17 protein-coding genes are annotated in these 18,117 nt (G+C 72.5%); 9 read left to right on the top strand and 8 right to left on the bottom strand.

What is annotated here, in order from left to right:
• Position 1: 1 nt before the first annotated feature.
• The 6 genes from ACIBO8_RS32685 to pseB are packed head-to-tail and all read right to left on the bottom strand — an operon-like array spanning position 2 to position 6,098.
• Entirely contained in the window at positions 2 to 1,027 is a 1,026-nt protein-coding gene (locus ACIBO8_RS32685; RefSeq protein WP_396119278.1) for a PseG/SpsG family protein, read from the bottom strand.
• Positions 1,024 to 1,758 carry a cytidylyltransferase domain-containing protein gene (locus ACIBO8_RS32680; protein ID WP_396119277.1) on the bottom strand — a complete coding sequence of 245 codons (735 nt, stop codon included), beginning with the start codon at positions 1,756 to 1,758 and terminating at the stop codon, positions 1,024 to 1,026. Before ACIBO8_RS32680 ends, ACIBO8_RS32685 begins: the two co-directional genes overlap by 4 nt.
• 8 nt (positions 1,759 to 1,766) lie before the next feature.
• Positions 1,767 to 3,191, bottom strand: a complete 1,425-nt coding sequence (locus ACIBO8_RS32675; RefSeq protein ID WP_396119276.1) for a hypothetical protein — start codon at positions 3,189 to 3,191, stop codon at positions 1,767 to 1,769.
• Positions 3,188 to 3,994: a hypothetical protein gene (locus ACIBO8_RS32670; RefSeq protein WP_396119275.1), complete on the bottom strand. Its 807-nt coding sequence runs from the start codon at positions 3,992 to 3,994 to the stop codon at positions 3,188 to 3,190. The genes ACIBO8_RS32675 and ACIBO8_RS32670 overlap by 4 nt, the downstream gene beginning before the upstream one ends.
• Positions 3,995 to 3,999: 5 nt before the next feature.
• The gene (locus ACIBO8_RS32665; protein ID WP_396119274.1) at positions 4,000 to 5,124 is read right to left on the bottom strand and encodes a DegT/DnrJ/EryC1/StrS family aminotransferase; all 1,125 of its coding nucleotides are present in this window, start codon (positions 5,122 to 5,124) and stop codon (positions 4,000 to 4,002) included.
• On the bottom strand, positions 5,124 to 6,098 hold the full coding sequence (gene pseB / locus ACIBO8_RS32660; protein WP_396119570.1) for a UDP-N-acetylglucosamine 4,6-dehydratase (inverting): 975 nt from the start codon (positions 6,096 to 6,098) through the stop codon (positions 5,124 to 5,126). Before pseB ends, ACIBO8_RS32665 begins: the two co-directional genes overlap by 1 nt.
• Before the next feature lie 196 nt (positions 6,099 to 6,294).
• Between pseB and ACIBO8_RS32655 the strand changes: the two genes are divergently transcribed.
• The 7 genes from ACIBO8_RS32655 to ACIBO8_RS32625 are packed head-to-tail and all read left to right on the top strand — an operon-like array spanning position 6,295 to position 14,090.
• Entirely contained in the window at positions 6,295 to 6,537 is a 243-nt protein-coding gene (locus ACIBO8_RS32655; protein ID WP_106127298.1) for an acyl carrier protein, read from the top strand.
• Positions 6,530 to 7,267 (top strand): SDR family NAD(P)-dependent oxidoreductase, encoded by a 738-nt coding sequence (locus tag ACIBO8_RS32650; protein ID WP_396119273.1) that lies wholly within the window; start codon positions 6,530 to 6,532, stop codon positions 7,265 to 7,267. The genes ACIBO8_RS32655 and ACIBO8_RS32650 overlap by 8 nt, the downstream gene beginning before the upstream one ends.
• Entirely contained in the window at positions 7,264 to 8,595 is a 1,332-nt protein-coding gene (locus ACIBO8_RS32645) for an AMP-binding protein (protein WP_396119272.1), read from the top strand. The genes ACIBO8_RS32650 and ACIBO8_RS32645 overlap by 4 nt, the downstream gene beginning before the upstream one ends.
• Positions 8,592 to 9,629, top strand: a complete 1,038-nt coding sequence (locus ACIBO8_RS32640) for an acyl-protein synthetase (RefSeq protein ID WP_396119270.1) — start codon at positions 8,592 to 8,594, stop codon at positions 9,627 to 9,629. The genes ACIBO8_RS32645 and ACIBO8_RS32640 overlap by 4 nt, the downstream gene beginning before the upstream one ends.
• Positions 9,626 to 10,822 (top strand): acyl-CoA reductase, encoded by a 1,197-nt coding sequence (locus tag ACIBO8_RS32635; protein ID WP_396119269.1) that lies wholly within the window; start codon positions 9,626 to 9,628, stop codon positions 10,820 to 10,822. The genes ACIBO8_RS32640 and ACIBO8_RS32635 overlap by 4 nt, the downstream gene beginning before the upstream one ends.
• Positions 10,819 to 11,802, top strand: a complete 984-nt coding sequence (locus ACIBO8_RS32630; RefSeq protein WP_396119268.1) for a glycosyltransferase family 2 protein — start codon at positions 10,819 to 10,821, stop codon at positions 11,800 to 11,802. The genes ACIBO8_RS32635 and ACIBO8_RS32630 overlap by 4 nt, the downstream gene beginning before the upstream one ends.
• A complete protein-coding gene (locus tag ACIBO8_RS32625; protein ID WP_396119267.1) occupies positions 11,799 to 14,090 on the top strand; it encodes a hypothetical protein in 2,292 nt (763 codons plus the stop codon). Before ACIBO8_RS32630 ends, ACIBO8_RS32625 begins: the two co-directional genes overlap by 4 nt.
• Here ACIBO8_RS32625 and ACIBO8_RS32620 read toward each other — a convergent pair.
• The gene (locus ACIBO8_RS32620) at positions 14,071 to 14,976 is read right to left on the bottom strand and encodes an NADP-dependent oxidoreductase (RefSeq protein ID WP_396119266.1); all 906 of its coding nucleotides are present in this window, start codon (positions 14,974 to 14,976) and stop codon (positions 14,071 to 14,073) included. The two genes, ACIBO8_RS32625 and ACIBO8_RS32620, sit on opposite strands and share 20 nt — an antisense overlap.
• Positions 14,977 to 15,060: 84 nt before the next feature.
• Here ACIBO8_RS32620 and ACIBO8_RS32615 point away from each other — a divergent pair, with 84 nt between their 5' ends.
• A complete protein-coding gene (locus ACIBO8_RS32615; RefSeq protein ID WP_396119265.1) occupies positions 15,061 to 15,570 on the top strand; it encodes a MarR family winged helix-turn-helix transcriptional regulator in 510 nt (169 codons plus the stop codon).
• On the opposite strand, the gene ACIBO8_RS32610 is transcribed toward ACIBO8_RS32615, so the two are convergent.
• Complete coding sequence (locus ACIBO8_RS32610; RefSeq protein WP_396119264.1) at positions 15,567 to 16,874, bottom strand: sensor histidine kinase; 1,308 nt, start codon at positions 16,872 to 16,874, stop codon at positions 15,567 to 15,569. The two genes, ACIBO8_RS32615 and ACIBO8_RS32610, sit on opposite strands and share 4 nt — an antisense overlap.
• 120 nt (positions 16,875 to 16,994) lie before the next feature.
• Between ACIBO8_RS32610 and ACIBO8_RS32605 the strand changes: the two genes are divergently transcribed.
• Positions 16,995 to 18,098, top strand: a complete 1,104-nt coding sequence (locus tag ACIBO8_RS32605) for a serine hydrolase domain-containing protein (RefSeq protein WP_396119263.1) — start codon at positions 16,995 to 16,997, stop codon at positions 18,096 to 18,098.
• Positions 18,099 to 18,117: the final 19 nt, after the last annotated feature.

Genomic DNA, 18,117 nt, shown 5'->3' with positions numbered 1-18,117 from the left:
CCTAGCGGTTCAGGAGGGTGTCGGCCACCCGTGAGCAGCCCTGGCCGTCGACGGCGGCCCATGCCTCGGCGGCCAGCGCTGCGCGGGCCGACGGGCTCACCAGCAGCTTCCGGAGTACGTCGACCGCCGCCGCCGCGTCCCTCGTGGACTCCCGCAGGGCGGGCAGGTGCCCCAGGCCGGCCGCGAGGCCGCGGGCGGTCGTGCGGCCGTACCCGATGATCTGGTTGTCGACCACCCAGACCAGCGCGGCCGGCAATCCCAGGCAGAGCAGCTCCCAGGTCGACGTGCCACTGGCGCTGATCGCGAGGTCGGCGTCCGCCAGCAGCTTCGGCAGGTCGTCGGTGGGCTCGATGATCTCCAGCCGCTGCCCGGCGCCGGGTTCGAGGGCGAGCAGTTCGGCGCGGAGCTCCGGATTCGCCGCCACGACGGTCGCGGTGCACTCCATGCCGGTGCGGATCAGGAGCCGGGCCACGACCGGCGCCGCCCGGTACGCATCCGTACCGCCGAAGAACGCCACCACCCGAGGCGCCGCAACCACGCGCGGGACGGGCGGGGACGGCGGGCGCAGGCGCGTGACGGCCTGCCGCAGCAGCGCGTAGTCGAGGCCCGCCAGCCGGATGGCGCCAGCGGGCAGGTCCGGTGCGGCCAGGTCGGCGTCGAGGTTCTGGTCGACGTACACGTCCGCGGGCAGGCCCCTCAGGTCGCCGTCGACGATCGCCATCACCGTGCGGCCCGAGGCGCGCAGGGCCGCCGCATGCGCGGGCGGAAGCTCGTACGAGTCGACCACGACGGCGTCCAGTTCCAGCCGATCCGCGGCTGCGACCAGCCCGACGGCGTCGTACGGCGCGGGGTGCCAGGGCAGTCCCCGGGTGAGCAGTTGCTGCGCGGCCCACTCGAGGCCGCCGAGGTCGCTGAGGAAGTGCACGGTCACGCCGCGCGTGGTCAGTTCCTCGGCCAGCGCCACGCAACGGACGAGGTGCCCGACGCCCGTCCGAGCCCCCGCATCACAACGAATCCCGACCTTCACGCCTGTGCAAGTTCCTTCTGACGGATGTGAGCATTCAGGGCAGCCAGCTCGGGGCGGTCGGTGAGCCAGTCGGCGAGCGTGCGTACGGGCACCGGCCGGTCCCCGAAGTGCGCCACCACGGCCTCGATCAGCCGCCAGTCGTCCTCCGTGTCGAGGGTGAGCCGCAGGTGCGACAGGTCCGGTTGGAGGGTCAGGCCGAGCACCGTGAAATCGTACGGGTGGGAGTACACGTACGACGTCACGTGCGTGCGGTGGTGCTCCGTGGCGAGCTTGTCGATCTGCCGCAGCACCTCGGTACGCACGATCTCCACGTCCAGCCCGCGCGGCAGTGTACGGGCGATCGACGTGCTCAGGTAGTCGAGATCCGGCGTGGCCGCGAAGACGTTCGCCGCCAGCATGACGAGCTCGGGATCGAGCAGCGGGCAGTCCGCGGTGAAGCGCAGCACCGCGTCGGAGTCGTCCTCCCGCTCCTCCAGCACGCCGAGGAAGCGGGTCAGCACGTCGTCGACCGGTCCCCGATGCACGGCGACGCCGATCGCCCCGCACTCGGCGACCACCGCGTCGTCGCGGGCTTCCGTGGTGGTGGCCACGACGAGGTCGTCGAGGACGCCGCTGTCCCGCGCCGCCCGGACCACGCGGTCCAGCACGGTACGGCCGCCGAGGCGCCGCAGCACCTTGCCGGGCAGCCGGGAGGAGCCCATCCGGGCCTGGACGATGCCGAGGGTACGCATAGAGATCCTTACCGGTTCCTCAGGAGTCGGACGGCCTTGCGGGCGGCGCGCGCCCCGAGGCGGGTGATGCGGTAGCCGACCTTGCCGCTGAACATGTCGATCTGGAGCCGGGCCCGGCGCAGCTCGCGGTCGCGGTTGACCAGCTCGGCCTCGACGTGCCGGAAACGGGCGGTCGCATCCGCCAGCTGCTCCTCGAGCCGCCGTACGCGCTCCTCGTGCTCGCGCAGCGAATCGGGCGCGGGCAGCGGCTCGTCGTCCACCGGCGCGGCGTCGCGGGACAGTCCAGCGGCGGCGAGCAGCACCGCGGTCAGCGCATCGGTGTCGCCGGCCGCCGGCCACGGATGCTCGTACCCCCCGGCGAGCAGCATCGCCGCGAGGCGCCGGACGGCCACCCCGGGTTCGACCGGCGGCCGGGTCGCGTCGAGGACCGAGAAGGCGTCGCCGTCGACGAGCACGTTGTCGGCGGTCGCCGCGGGTTGCGCGGCCACCCAGGCGGTGAGCAGGCGCCGCACCTCCGGGAGGTCGTGGCGCAGGCAGGCCCCGATGAGCAGTTCCTCCAGCAGGCGGCCGGGGGGAAGCTCGGGCATCGGGCCCGCACCGAGTACCGCCGCGGGCAGGCTCACCGGGCCGGGCGCGCCCCGGAAGGCGAGGACCACCCAGGCGGGGGCCAGCTCCGGACCGAGGCCGGCGCGGATCGCGGCCGAGCTGAGGCGCCGCGGGTCACTGAGCACCCGGTGACCCGCGAAGGCGGCACCGGCCGCGCCGGACGCCGCGGCGGCGAGAGCACCCGCCGGTCCGTGGCGCAGGGTGGGCTCGTCGGCGACGAAGGTGGGTGCCGTCGGCAGCGGCCAGGCGGTACCCAGCCAGCTGACGGTCAGGCCGTCGGCGGTGAGCCGCTCACGCAGGCGGGCGGGGGTGCCGGGCTTGTCGTCGTACTCGCCGACCGGGCGCCAGTCCGCGTCCGTGTGCGCGGAGGTGACGGTGGTCCGGTCGACGAGCTTGTGCACGCCGAGCTCGTTCTCCACGGCGAGCAGCAGGGCGCCTCCGGGCAGCAGGGCGCGCTGCAGTGCCTGCACGCTCTCCGCCCAGTCGTACTGCGGTCCCTCCACCGTGCAGAGGCGGGCCACGCCGTCCAGGGCGATGATGACGTCGAACCGGTCGGTGAGCTTCGCCAGCGATCCGCACAGGACCGTCATCGGGCGGTCCTGGAACGAGGCCGCGTCCTGCTCACCCCGGACGAGACAGGTGATCTCCGCGGTTTCCGGCAGTGCCGCGATCAGCCCCGGATCGTGCGGCCCGGCGACCAGCACCCGGGCGCCGGCCGGCACGAGCGGACCCAGCACCTCCAGCAGGTGGCCGAACGAGGGTCCGCCGGCGGGCCTCGCGTCGGACCAGCCGACCATCTCACCACCGATGTGTCGCAGCGCCATCATGCCGCCCACCCGAGAACTTCGCGCAGCTCCGCGGGGGAGGCGAGGGCATCGGCGCCCAGCTCGGCGAGGGCCGATTCGCGGGCGGCTCCGGGGTCGGGGGACTTGCCGTGCAGCTCCGGCCACTGGCGGCGGATCCGCTCGGCGATCGGGCGCACCTCGCCGGCCAGCTCCATGGGGTCGCCGTAGACGGCGGGTTCGCAGCCGACCGCGGCACCGTAGAGGACAGCGCTGCTCAGCCGGTTGGAGGCCACCCGGCGGTGCCGGCGCAGCTCGGCGAGCTGGTGGTGCAGGAACCGGGTGTCCGTGTCGCGCCAGCGCAGGCCGCGGTAGCCGTGGCAGATCACCCGGCCGGCTTGTTCGTAGCGGCGGCGGGTCCGGTCGTCGCGGAACTCGTGCCAGTACAGGCAGAAGGTGACCGGCCCGTCCTCGGTCTCCAGGATCTCGTCGATGAGCCGCTGATGGTTGCCGACGACGTGCTGGCCCTCCCAGCCGTGGAACGGGTACCAGATCGTGCCTTCGCGCGGCGTACCGTCGTCGGACCCGGCCGTGCTGAGCAGGTAGAGAAAGGGCGCTCCCACGGTCGTGGCGTAGCGGCGGCCCATCGACCACGCGCGCCGCCGGGTCTGCTCCGACCAGACGAAGATCGGGCGGCCGGAGACGTACGGCGTCCCCGCCCCGAGCCCGTCCACCACGTTCCAGCCGTGCTGCAGATACCCGTTGATCCGGGGCGGATCCTCGGGGTTCAGCCCGCAGTACGCGGCCAGCACGTGCGCATGGCCGTAGAAGTGGTTCGCGTGGTGCACGGGGCTCAGCTCTCCAGGATCGTGCGCAGGGCCTCGACGACGCGCTCCTGCTCGGCATCGGTGAGGTCGTAGAAGAGCGGCAGGGACAGCTCCTCGGCGTAGAAGGCCTCCGCGTTCGGGCACATGCCGCGCCGGTAGCCGAGGTCCTCGTAGACCGGGTGCCAGTACGCCGGCACGTAGTTGACCTGCACCCCGATGCCGGCCGCGCGCATCCGGTCGAACACCTCGCGGCGGCGGCCGTCGAGGACCCGTACGGGATAGAGATGCCGCATCGGGTCGACGTGGTCGCGCGTGACCGGCAGCCGCAGCCCCGGCACGCCCGCGAGCAACTCGTCGTAGCGGGCGCTCAGCCGCTGCCGGCGCGCCTTGAATGCGGGAAGCCGGCGCAGCTGGGAGCTGCCCATGGCGCAGAGCACGTCGGGCAGCCGGTAGTTGAGCCCGAACTCGTGCACCTCCTGGTGCCAGCCGCCCTCGTCCGGGTGGCGCATCCGCGCCCGGTCACGGACCAGCCCGACCGTGCGGAACACCCGGGCGCGTCGCAGCAGCTCCGGATCCGTGGCGGCGACGGCACCGCCCTCGCCGGTGGTCAGGTTCTTCGTCGGGAAGAACGAGAAGGTGGTCAGGTCGGCGAGCGTGCCGACCGGCCTTCCCCAGTACGTCGACCCGATGGCGTGCGCGGCGTCCGCGATCAGCACCGCGTCGACGCTGTCGGCCACCTTGCGCAGGGCGTCGTACTCGGCGGGGTGCCCGGCGTAGTCCACCGCGGCGATCGCCCGCGTGCGGGAGGTGACCGCCGCCTCGACGGCGAACGGGTCGAGGTTGGCGGTGTCCTCCTCGACGTCGGCGAACACCACCGTCGCGCCGAGCATCGAGGCCGTGCCGGCGGTGGCGTAGAAGGTCATCGGAGTGGTGACGACCTCGTCGCCGGGCCCGATCCCGGCGGCCGCGTACGCCGTGTGCAGCGCGGCGGTGCCGTTGATGACCGCGGCGCAGGGGGCGCCGGCCACCTCCGCCAGATCGTTCTCGAACTGCTCGACGCGGGGGCCGGTGGTGAGCCAGTCGCTGCGCAGGGCGGCGGTGACCGCCTCGACGTCGTCCTCGGTGACGTTCTGCCGTCCGTACGGCAGCATCACTTGTCCCCGATGAGGTCGCGCATCTCGTCGACCTCCAGCCACAGGTCGTTGTTGTCCGAGCGGTAGTTGAAGCCGTCGGCGACCGGCTCGCCGCCCTTGGGGGTCTCGTAGCCCCAGCTGGCGACGACGGGCTGGACGACGTAGCGGTCCGGGAAGCGCAGCGTCCGGCGGCTGTCGTCGGCGGCGATCATCTCCTCGTGCAGCTTCTCGCCGGGGCGGATGCCGGTCTCGTGCGTGGGCGCGTCCGGCGCGACCGCCTCGACCAGGTCGAGGATCCGCATGCTCGGGATGCGCGGCACGAACAGCTCGCCGCCCTGCATGACGTCGAAGGAGTCGACGACGAAGCGGACCGCCTGCTCGAGGGTGATCCAGAAGCGGGTCATCCGCTTGTCGGTGATCGGCAGGCTCTTCCCCTCGGCGTTCAGCCGGCGGAACAGCGGTACGACCGAGCCGCGGCTGCCCATCACGTTGCCGTAGCGCACCACCGAGAAGCGGGTCGGGTGGGTCGCGGCGTAGTGGTTGCCCGCGATGAACAGCTTGTCGGCGACGAGCTTCGTGGCGCCGTACAGGTTGATCGGGCTGGACGCCTTGTCGGTGGAGAGGGCGACCACCCGCTGCACGCCGGCGTTGATGGCGGCGTCGATGACGTTCTGCGAGCCGTTGATGTTCGTCGCGACGAACTCCGACGGGTTGTACTCGGCGGTGTCGACCTGCTTGAGCGCCGCCGCGTGGACGACGTGGTCGACTCCGTGCATGGCCCGGTCCAGGCGGTCCTTGTCGCGGATGTCGCCGAGGAAGAAGCGCAGCCGCGGATCGTCGCCGAACATCTGGCGGACCTCGTACTGCTTCAGCTCGTCGCGGCTGAACACCACGATGCGGTGCGGGTCCAGATGCGCCAGTGCGTGGCCCAGGAATGCCTTCCCGAACGAACCGGTAGCACCGGTGACCAGGATCGACGATCCACTCAACACACTCATCTTATTGCTCCCCGGGGGGTGGGCACGGGCTGTGAACGGCGAAAGCATAACCACGCGCAACGGCGATTCCAGCGACTGGAGCAAATGCCAGGTTCAATTCACGGCGAGTTCAACTCGTTTTTGTCACCGCGTAGCGACCGCTGGGGCAAGGTGGTTTCCTTCGTCCATCCGCCCTGGGAGTAACACCGTGATTGAGCTGCAGAGACTGCGTGAAGCGTTCCGGACGTCGCTGGATCTGCCGCCGGACGCTCCCGTGGACGATCTGCATTACCAGGACAATGAGAAGTGGGACTCGCTGGCGCACATGTCGCTCGTCGCCGCGATCGAAGATGAATTCTCGGTAATGATCGACACCGACGACGTGATCAATATGTCCAGTTTTCACGAGGCCATGCGAATTCTCGGTAAATACGGGGTGGACTTCGATGCCTGATCGGGTTGCGCTCGTCACCGGCGCATCCCGCGGCATCGGGCGCGCGGTCGCCCAGCGGCTCGCCGAGCAGGGCCACGACCTCGTCGTGCACGGCCACCGCGCCGACGTCGTCGAGGAGGCGGCGGCCCAGCTCGCCGACAAGTACGGCGTCGAGGTCGTCGCGACCCACGGCGACGTGGCCGACCCGGAGACGAGCCGGACGATGATGCGGGTCGCCTTCGAGCGCTTCCGCCGGCTTGACGCCCTCGTGGTCAACGCCGGTACGCACGCCGCCGGCATGCTGGGTATGACCGACGACGCCACGGTTCAGCGGCTCTTCGCCGTCAACGCGGCCGGTGCCGCGTACACGTTGCAGGGCGCGGTCCGCCTGCTCGGCCGCGGCCGCAACCCCGCGGTCGTGCTGGTCTCCTCGATCACCGGCACCCACGGCGTCGCGGGTCAGGCGGTCTACGCGGCGTCGAAGGCCGCGGTCAGTGCCCTCGCCCGCTCGGCAGCCAAGGAACTCGGCCCCCGCGGCATCCGGGTCAACGCCGTGGCGCCCGGCTTCATCGTCACCGACATGCTCGACACCCTCGACGAGGCGGGCCGCGCGAAGCGGATCGCCGACACCGCCCTGGGCCGGCTCGGCGAGGCCGACGAGGTCGCCGACGTCGTGGCGTTCCTGCTCTCCGGGCAGGCCCGGTTCGTCACCGGCCAGGTGCTCGGAGTCGACGGAGGACTCACGCTGTGAACCTGCTCCATCCCGGCGCCCGGGTGGTCGACGCCGCGACCGGTGCCGTCCTGCTCCGCAGCGACGTGGACGCGGCGGCGGCCGCGTTCGAGAGGCTTCCGCCGGGCGTCGTCTTCGCGCTGACCCCCACCGAGGTAGGAGCGGTGGCCCGCTATCTGGGCGCGCTCGCCGCCCGCCGGCCCGTCGCGCTGCTCGACCCGGACCTCGACCGGGGGGTGCTGCTCGCGCTGGCCGAACGGTTCGAGCCGGTCCAGATCACCGGGATCACCGCGGCGCCGCCGGACGGCTACCGCGCCGTGGCCGACACGTGGATCCGCGACGCGCCGGCCGTCGAGCCGCACCCGGAGCTGGCGTTGCTGCTCACCACGAGCGGCTCGACCGGTAACCCCAAGCTCGTCCGGCTGTCCCGGTCCGCCGTCCTCACCAACGCGGTCGCGATCGGGGAGAGCCTCGGCATCACCGGGGACGACGTCGCGCCCACCACCCTGCCGCTCTTCTACACGTACGGGCTCTCGGTGCTCAACAGCCACCTGCTGCGGGGCGCGACCGTGGTGCTCGAGCGCAGCGGGATCCTGCAGCGCGACTTCTGGACCGCGGTCGGGACGCACGGCATCACCTCGCTCGCCGCCGTGCCGTACCAGTACGAGATGCTGCGCCGGTTGCGTTTCGACCCGGCCGCGCACCCGAGCCTGCGGACCCTCACCCAGGCCGGCGGCCGACTGCGGCCCGAGCTGGTCCAGGACTTCGCGCAGCGGATGGCCGCCGTCGACGGCCGGCTGTTCGTCATGTACGGCCAGACCGAGGCGACCGCCCGCATGACCGTGCTCCCGCCCGACCGGATCCAGGACAAGCTCGGTTCCGCGGGCCTCCCGATCCCCGGCGGCTACCTGTCGATCGCGGACGGCGAGGTCGTCTACACCGGAATGAACGTCATGATGGGGTACGCCGAGAGCGCCGCCGACCTGGCCCGCGGCGACGACCTGGGCGGCGTGCTGCGCACCGGCGACCTGGGCCACCTCGACGACGAGGGCTTCCTGTTCCTCGCCGGCCGGCTCAAGCGCATCGGCAAGGTCTTCGGCGTCCGCGTGAACCTCGACGACGTCGAGCGGAGCCTGGCGGCACACGGCGCCGTGGCGGCGGTGGCGGGCGACGACAAGCTGCACGTTTTCGTCGAGGGCGCAGACGCCGAGCTCACCCGTTCCGTCCGTAAGGAGCTGGCGGTCTTCCTGGGCACCCACTTCTCGGGCCTGGACGTCCGCGGCGTCGACGCGCTGCCGCTGCTGCCCACCGGCAAGATCGATTACCGGTCGCTGGAGGCGCTTCGATGAGTCTGTTCACGCTGGCGCAGGACGCCCGGGAAGCCCTGCTGCACAAGGAGCTCTCCGGGCTGACCGAGCACCATCGCGCCCACTGCGCCGAGTACGACCGCATCCTCACCGCGTCGGGCTTCACCTCCGCGGAAACGGTGGCCGGGCTGCCGTGGCTGCCCGTACGCCTCTTCAAGAACCTGGAACTGAAGAGCATCCCCGATGACGAGGTGTTCAAGGTCCTGACGTCGAGCGGCACCACCGGCGAGGTCAGCCGGATCTACCTGGACAAGGCGGCCGCCGCGACCCAGACCCGCCAGCTCGGCGCGACCCTGCAGACGGTGCTGGGACCGAAGCGGCTTCCGATGATCCTCGCCGACTCGCGCGGCATCCTGAAGGACCGCCGGTCGTTCAGCGCCCGCGGGGCCGGAGTGCTGGGCATGGCGACGTTCGGCCGCGACCACGCCTGGGCGCTCGACGTGGAGGGCCGGCCGGACGTGCCCACGCTCCGTACGTTCCTCGAGAGGCACGGCGGCGAACCCTTCCTCATCTTCGGCTTCACCTATCTCGTCTGGCTGCACCTCTACGAGGTCGCCCGCGAGCACGGCCTCGACCTGAGCAACGGCGTCCTCATCCACTCCGGGGGCTGGAAGAAGCTCGTCGACCAGGCCGTGTCGCCGCAGGAGTTCCGCCGGCGGCTGCGCGACGACACCGGCCTGACCCGGATGCACAACTTCTACGGGATGGTCGAGCAGATCGGCACGATCTTCCTCGAGGGGCCGTCCGGCGGCTCGCTCTACTGCCCTGACTTCGCCGACGTCATCATCCGCAACCCGCGTACGTGGCAGGAGCAGCCGGTGGGCGAGCCGGGCCTCATCGAGGTGGTGAGCACGCTGCCGACCTCGTACCCGGGACACGTACTGCTCACGGAGGACCTGGGCGTCCTCGACGGCGTCGACGACGGCGACTGGCCGGGCAAGCGCTTCTCCGTGATCGGGCGGCTGCCGCGCGCCGAAGCCCGGGGTTGCAGCGACACCTACAGGGAGGCCGCATGAGGTTCCGGTTCGGAGAGCCGGGGGAGCTGACCGCCCCGTCGGACGACCGGCTCGCCGTCGGCGATCCGCGGGTCGTGGATTTCCTGAGCCGTTTCGCGCGGCGGCTGCTGGCTCCGGCCGTCGCCCGGCGGCACCCGGAGCTCGGGTCGCTCGGCTACTTCCTGCGCCCGGCCGAACTGAACCGGGCCGTGAGCCGGATGCGGCGCGACGACGACACGTACGTCTTCCCGCGCGGCAACGTCTTCCACGTTCCGCCGGCCAATGTGGACACGATTTTCGTGTACTCCTGGGCGCTGTCCGCGCTCGCCGGGAACCACAACGTCGTCCGCATCTCGTCGCGTTCGGCCGGCGCCGCGGAGACCGTGTTGGAGGCGCTGAACACGACCCTGGCCGACGCCGACCCGGTGATCGGGCGGACCCAGCGCATGGTCACGTACGGCCGCGACGACGAGCTGACCGCCGCCCTGAGCGCCTGGTGCGACCTGCGCGTGATCTGGGGCGGCGACTCGGCGGTCGAGGCGATCCGCCGCCACCCGCTGCGCCCCTCGGCGCGTGACCTGACGTTCCCGGACCGCACCTCGTGGGCGGCCTTGTCCGTCCCCGGATGGCAGGCCGCGGATGCGAGTGCCCGCCGCGCGGCCGTGGTGGGCTTCTCCAACGACGCGTACTGGTTCGACCAGGCCGCGTGCTCCTCGCCGCGCACGGTGTTCCTGGTCGGCGGTTCGGCCGCCGATGCGGCGACGGCCCGTGCGGAGTTCCTGGCGCTGCTCGCCGACGTGGTCGTGCAGCGCGGTTGGGTGGTCGACGCCGCGATGGCGGTGGAGAAGCGGGTCAACGCGTACGGGCTGGCGGCCCGCGGGGCGGTGTCCGCGCTGGCGTTCCCGGACAACGCGGTGACCTCGCTGTCGCTGACCGGGGTGGCGCAGGCGCCCCGGCGCTGGATCGGCGCCGGGGCGTTCCCGTTCGCGCACGTGGCCACGCTGGACGAGCTCGTGCCCGCGATGAATCGGCAGGACCAGACGTTCAGCCACTTCGGGTTCGCCACCTCCGACCTGCGCGCGTTCGCCACCGCGCTGGGCGGCCGCGGCGTGGACCGGATCGTGCCCTTCGGCTCGGCGCTCACCTTCAGCGCGATCTGGGACGGCTACGACCTGCCCCACGAGTTCACCCGGCTGACCACCCTCGAGTCGTGACCACCGGGCTGTCGGTGGTGGTGCCGATGTACAACGAGGAGGCGGTCGTCCCCACCCTGGTTGCCCGATTACGCCCGGTGCTCGACGGACTCGGGATCCCGTACGAGGTGGTCGCGGTCGACGACGGCAGCACCGACCGCACCGCGGAGCTGCTCGGGGTGCAACGCCGCAGCTGGCCGGAGCTGCGGCTGATCGGGTTGCGCCGCAACAGTGGTCATCAGGCGGCGCTCACCGCGGGCCTGCACCGGTCACGCGGCGACTGGGTGGTCACCATCGACGCCGACCTGCAGGACCCGCCCGAGACGATCCCGGAGATGCTGGCCCTCGCCCGCGACCGAGGCCTCGACGTCGTCTACGGCGTGCGCAGCGACCGCAGCACCGACACCCCGTTCAAGCGGTACACCGCGGGCGCGTACTACCGCATGATGCGGCGGCTGATCGGCGGGGACGTACCGTCCCAGGCCGGCGACTTCCGGCTGCTCAGCCGCGAGACGGTCGACGTGCTCAGGGCGTTGCCCGAGCGCACCCCGGTGTACCGGCTGCTGGTGCCCGCCCTCGGATTCGCGTCCGGCTCCGTCTCCTACGTACGCGAGCAGCGCGCCGCAGGCGACACCAAATATCCGCTGCGCAGGATGGTCGCGCTGGCGTGGGACAGCGCGGCGGACTTCTCGGCGGCGCCGCTGCGGATCGCGACCTGGCTCGGCGCACTCGCCTTCCTCGCCTGCCTGGCGCTGATGGTCTTCGGGATCGTGGTCTGGGCGAACGGCACGGTGATCCCGGGCTGGACGTCGCTCTTCCTGGCCGTGCTCCTGCTGGCCGCGGTGCAGCTGATCTGCCTGGGCCTGCTGGGCGAGTACGTCGCGCGGATCTACCGTACGGTCCAGAGCCGCCCCGCCTTCCACATCGCCGCCGACTCCCTCGATCCGGAGCCCGGCCTCGCCGAGATTCCGCAGCAGCGCTCGGCGGCCTCGGTGCGGTGATCGCGGTCTCGATCCGCCCGGGAGCTCCGCGGACCGCGGTGGAGTCCTCGCGCACGCCCCTCCTTCTCGCGGCGCTGCCCTGGATTCTGGCCGCTGCGGTGTTCGCCGGCGCGCTGCTCGTCACCGGGACGCCGGGCGGCGATGTCGCGATCTATGCCGTCTACCTGGTCGCCGGGATCGTCGTGCCGGGGACGCTCGTGCATCGCGCACTCCGCGGCAGCCGCGGCAACCTTCCCGAGGACGTGGGGCTCGGCGCCGCCACCGGGCTCGTCGTGCAACTCGCCGGGTGGGCGCTCGCCGCGGCCACCGGCCTGCAGCCGCTGCTGCGCTGGTGGCCGGCGGTCGTCATCGCGGTGTTCGTGGGCGTACCGCGGTGGCGCCGGCATTGGCGGACCGCCGAGCCGAGCCCGCTGCCGCTGCGCTGGTCCTGGATGGTCTGCGGGGTGTTGATCGGCGTGGTCGCCCTGGGGGTGGCGGCGTGGACGACGACGCCGCTGCCGCCCGCGGACACGGTCTACTACCCGGATCTCATGTACCACCTGGCGTTGGTGCACGAGATGACCCGGTCCATGCCGTTCGAGGTGCCGCAACTCGCCGGCGACCCGCTGCGCTATCACTACCTGTCGGACGCGGACATGGCCGCAGCCAGCATGATCACGGGGATCGCGCCGACCACGGTGCTGCTGCGGCTGTGGATGGTGCCGATCGGGGCGACCGCGGTGGTGGTGCTCGCGGCGCTGACCCGGGACGTGAGCGGCAGGTGGTGGGCGGGTCCGCCGGCCGCCGGGGTCGCCCTGCTCGGCCTGCCGCTCGTCCTGGGTGCACCGATTCAGGCGTACGGCGGGACGTCGCTCTCGTTCTCGAGTCCGTCGCAGACGTACGCGATGCCGCTGCTGGCCCTGCTCGTGACGATCGCGGTGGGCGTACTGCGCGGCGAGCGGCTCGGGGCGGCCTGGATCCTGGTGCCTCCGCTGGCGCTCGCCTGCGCGGGAGCCAAGTCGAGCTCCCTGCCGCCGCTGGTCGTGGGGCTGCTCCTCGCGGGCGTGGCTGTGGCCCGGGACCGGGTCCGGCTGCGGGCGACGGTCGCGCTTCTCGGTCTCGTGGTCGCGGCGATGCTGCTGGGGATGCGGTTGTTCGCCGGCGGGGGAGCGGGGACCCTCGGCGTGCAGCCGCTCAGCCTGTTGCGCTGGATGGAGCCGTACACCACCACCCTGGGCCGCTTCGACGGCGTGGTCCCGGGCGGTCTGCTGCCGCCGGGGGTCCGGCAGGCGGACGCCGGTGGCCGGTACCTGATCGCGGGCATCATCGTGTGGTGGCTGGTCTTCCAGTCGCCGCGGCTGCTCGGGATCGCCGGGCTGCCGGCCCGCGGACTGCGGCGCGACCCGGCGGCGTGGCTGCTGGCCGGGACGACAGCCGCGGGTACGGGCGCAGCCTGGCTGCTCTGGCATCCGTCGGCGAGCCAGCTCTATTTCTTCCTGTGCGCGGCACCCTTCGGTGCGGTGCTGACGGCATGGCTCCTCGCCGGCCTGACTCGCCGCTGGTGGGTGCCGGCCTCCGGTTTCGTGGCCGGCGCGGCGTGGGCCGTCCTCGCGCCCGCGGTGCCGCCACCGCAGGATCAGACGTCCGTGGCGGAGTGGGGCTGGACGCTCGCGCTGCCCGCCCTGCATACGTTGCCGTTCGTCGCCGCGGCCGCCGTGGTCCTGCTGATCCTGCGTAAACGGCCCCGAGCGCTGGCGGCCGCCGTCGTGGCGGCGGTGCTCGGTGCCGGTCTGGCGACGGGTGTGGCGGTGTCGGTCGAGGAGACCCTCCGCGCCGGCCGGGAGCAGCCGCCGACCGCGCGCCTGCTCACCCAGGAGGAGATGCGCGCGGCCCTGTGGCTGGACGACCATGCCGGCGTTGATGACCTGGTCGCCACCAATGTGCACTGCGTGCCGATGGGTCGCTACGAGCCGTGCGACGCGCGGGCCTTCTGGGTGGCCGGCCTCGGCGGCCGGCGGACGCTGGTGGAGAGCTGGGCCTACTCCGACGCCGCGCTGGCGGCCAACGGGCTGGACGGCCTGAAATACGTCCTGCAGCCCCCGCCGGATCCCGTGCGGTACGAGCTCAACCAGCGGGTCTTCACCGAGGCATACCCGGTGGGGCTGCGCGCGCTGCGTGCCGCCGGCGTCAGGTGGCTCTTCGCCGACAGCCGGGCGGGTGAGGTATCTCCCGACCTCGCCCGGCTGGCGCGGCTGCGCTACACCTCCGGCCCGGTCGGCGTCTACGAGCTCACGGCGCCACCTCGATGACGACCTTGCCGCGGAGTCGGCCGGCCTCGCTGTCCTCGTGCACCGCGGCCAGCTCCGCCAGAGGACGCCGGGCGCTGACGTCGACCTTGACCGCGCCGGCGTCGATGCGCTCGACGATCCGGGCGAGCTGGGCGGCGTCGCTGCGGACGTACATGCTGATGGTGGTGACCTTGCGCTCGGCGTCCTCGGGCGCGGGGGATGCGGTGGTCACCACGACGCCGCCCGGACGGACGAGCCGGACCAGCGCCGCCATCGTCGCGTCGTCGGCCCGGACCAGGTTGAGCACCACGTCGACGGGCTCGGTCACCGCCTCGGCGACCGGGCCGGCGGTGTAGTCGATGACCTCGTCGGCGCCCTGCTCCTCCACTGTCCGGACACTTCGGGCGCTCGCGGTGGCGAGCACGTGGGCACCGGCCGCCTTCGCGAACTGCACCGCGTAGCCGCCGACGCCCCCGCCCGCACCGTTGACGAGCACCCGCTGGCCGGCCTGGAGCCCGGCGTGCTCGAAGAGGCCTTGCCAGGCGGTGAGGGCGACGGCCGGCACGGCGGCCGCGTCGGCGAGCGGGATGCTCGCGGGTGCGTCGGTGAGCACGCCCGCCGGAGCGGCGACCCACTCGGCGGCGGCGCCTGCCCCGGTCATCGGCAGGAATCCGATGACGCGGCGGCCGCCCTCGGTGGTGCCGGCGACGTCGACGCCGGGAGTGTGCGGCAGCGTCAGCGGCATCGCCTCGCGCAGGTAGCCGGCGCGCAGCGCGGCGTCGACCGGATTGAACGAGGTGGCGGCGACCCTGACCAGGATCTCGCCCGGGCCGGCGACCGGACGGTCGATCTCGTCCGGACGCAGCACGCCCGGTTCGCCGAACTCGTGGAAGCGGATGGCGCGCATGGTTCCTCCTCCGATCATTTGCTTCGAACTCGAAGCATGTGGCGACCGTAGCACGCTTCGAATTCGAAGCAAGTAGAATACGGCGTGACCGATGCCACGCTGAACGCGGAACAGCTCGCCGCCTACTTCGCCTTGAAGGAGGTCGGCAGCCTGCTCGAGCACGCCGTCGAGCAGCAGCTGCGGGAGGACGGGGGCCTCAGCGGCCCGCAGTTCCAGATCCTGGCCCGGCTCGCCGGCTCGCCGGCCGGTCACCTGCGCATGACCGATCTCGCGGACGGCCTCGTCTACAGCCGGAGCGGCCTCACGTACCAGGCGGCCCAGCTGGAGAAGGCCGGCCTGATCACCCGGGCGCCCGCCGAGGACGACGAGCGCAGCACCGTCGTGACCCTCACGCCGAGCGGTCGCGAGCTGCTCGGACGGGTCATGCCGGGGCACATCGAGGTCGTGCAGCGACTGCTCTTCAGCTCGCTGAACCGCAAGGACATGGCGGCGATCACGGAGATCCTCGGCCGCGTCCGCGACCGGATGCGGACGGCGCCGCCACGCTCGGCCGCGCCCCGGCGCTCGGCCGGGGCGCGCAAACCCGCCGACTAGAGCGGAAGAACCGCGGTGAGGGTGGTGCCGCCGCCGTCGGGGCTCTCGACGCTCATGACCCCGCCGGCCGCCTCGACCCGGTCCGCCAGCCCGGCCAGGCCGTGCCCCTTGGCGAGGCTCGCCCCGCCCACACCGTCGTCGGCAACCGTGATCATCAGTGCGGTCGGCGCGCGCCGGACGCTGACCTGCACCTCCGCCGCGTGGCTGTGCTTCGCCACGTTGGTGAGCGCCTCGGCGACCACGAAATACGCCGTGGTCTCCACCGCCGGGTCGAGCCGGGACATCGGCGGCGCGTCCAGGTCCACCGGAACGGTGCTGCGCCCGGCCAGCGCGGTCAGCGCCGCTTGCAGGCCCCGGTCCACCAGGATCGGCGGCGCGATTCCCCGGGAGAGGGCACGCAGCTCGTCCAGCGTCTCGCGGGTCTGGGCCAGCGCCTCGGCCACCGTCGCCCGCGCCGCTTCCGGGTCGGTGGTGAACTGCTGCTCGGCGCGGCCGAGATCCATCGCCAGGCGTACCAGTCGCTGCTGCGGACCGTCGTGGATGTCCCGCTCCAGCCGCCGCAGCGCGGTCGCCTCCGCGGAGACGGCGGCCGCCTTCTGGGCCTGGGCGGTGTCGCGGGCGGCCTCCGCCTCGGCGACCTGCTCCCGCAGCTCGGTCACGCCGCTCAGCAACGCCCGGGCGAACAGCGCCTCCAGCAGGGCCGTGCCGCGCAGCACCGGATAGAGGGTGCCGAGGAAGAAGAAGCCGAGCGCCAGGTAGAAGATCGCCCGGGTGGACCAGGCGTCGCCCATGCCGAGCAGCTCCGGGAGGTCGGTGTCGTCCGGGCCGCGCGGGATCGACCAGTCCCACAGCGGGAACGTCAGACCGCCGAGCGTGCCCGCCCACCAGGTCACCGCGAAGCAGAACGCGATGGTGCTGGGGATGAACCGGAACACGCCGTGGAGCAGATCCAGCCAGGCCTGGCCGTCGCTGAGCGGGATCAGCACCCGCTTGCCGAAGCTCGCGCCCGCACGGGCCCGCTTGTAGTACGGATGCGGCAGCCGCCGTCCGAGCACCGGACCGATCCGCGCCCGCTCGACGGTGGCGAAGCCGCGCGCCAGCATGAGCGTGCCGAGCAGCACCGGAACGCCGACCCAGATGACCGCGGTGCCCACGCCGAGGGCGAACCCGGTGACGCAGAGGACGATGGTGATGATGCCCAGCGGGAAACCGAGCAGGATGAACTGGGTGTCGAGCCCGATCTGCCGCACGAGGCGCCGGACGGGGGACCGGTAGTGGGGCGCCGCGGCGATGCTGGTGGTCATGGCGTCGACGCTAGTCACCGGGCGCCTTCCAGCCGATCCCGCAGACCGCCCGACCGGAGGTAGGGTTAACCTCACCCGATTCCCCTCCTCCGGGTGTGGCCGGTGCGCGATGCTGACCTCGTGGGAAAGGGGACCGGCCTGCATGAGCAGGTGCAGCGACGGCTCGACGCGCTGGTGAACGGCGGGCGTGAGATCGGCGTGCAGGTCGCCGCGTACCTGGACGGGCGGCTGATCGTGAACGCCGCCGCGGGGCTCGCCGACGAGGCCACCGGTGCGCCGGTCACCCCCGACACCCCGTTCCTCAACTTCGCGTCCGGCAAGGGCCTCGCCAGCACAGTGGTGCACCTGCTGGCCGAGCGCGGGGAGCTCGACTACGACCTGCGCGTCGCCGACGTGTGGCCGGAGTACGGGCGGCACGGCAAGCAGGACACCACGCTCCGGCACCTTCTGCTCCATGAGGCCGGGGTGCCGTGGCTGCCGGCGTACACGATGCCGGAGGACCTGGTGCACTGGGACAAGATGTGCCGGTCCATAGCGGGTGCGCAGCCGGTGTGGGAACCCGGTACGCGGCACGGCCTGCACGAGTGGACGTACGGCTGGCTGCTGGGCGAAGTGGTCCGCAGGGTCACGCACCGGCCGATCAGCCAGGTGCTCGCCGAGGAGGTGGCCCACCCGCTCGGCGTCGACCGCGAGCTGTTCTTCGGCGTACCCCCGGCGCTGGTGCACCGCGTCGCCCGCCTCAAGGACCGCAGCTGGTCGGCGGCGCTGGACCGGCTCAGCGCCCGGGTCGAGCACTTCGACCGGGTCTTCCCGCCGGGCGTACGCCCCGACGCCAGCCTTGCGAACCGTCGCGACCTGATGCGCGCCGACATCCCGTCGACCGCGGTCATGAGCGCGCGCGGCATCGCCCGCGTGTACGCCGCGCTGATGGGGGAGGTGGACGGCGTACGGCTGATCTCCCCGGAGCGGCTCAAGGTGATCAGCACCGTGGAGACGACGGGCCCCGACCACACCATCGGCGCCGACCTGCCGAAGACCCTCGGGTACGCCGCCCAGCCCGGCAGTACGCGCATCGGCTGGAGCAGTGCGGGCGGCGGGCTCACCGGCTTCCACCCCGAGCTCGGCCTGGCCGTGGCGGCGATGCGCAACCACCTCAGCGGGGATCACGACGACCCGCTGGAGGACATCGCGGCGGCTGTCCACGCCGTCGTCGCCGCCGCCTGAAAAATCCGCGACCCATGAA

The sequence above is a fragment of the Actinoplanes sp. NPDC049681 genome (assembly GCF_044465265.1).
Taxonomy (GTDB): domain Bacteria; phylum Actinomycetota; class Actinomycetes; order Mycobacteriales; family Micromonosporaceae; genus Actinoplanes.
The sequence above is the reverse complement of the archived record's forward strand: the minus strand, read 5'-3'. Positions and strand labels throughout refer to the sequence as shown.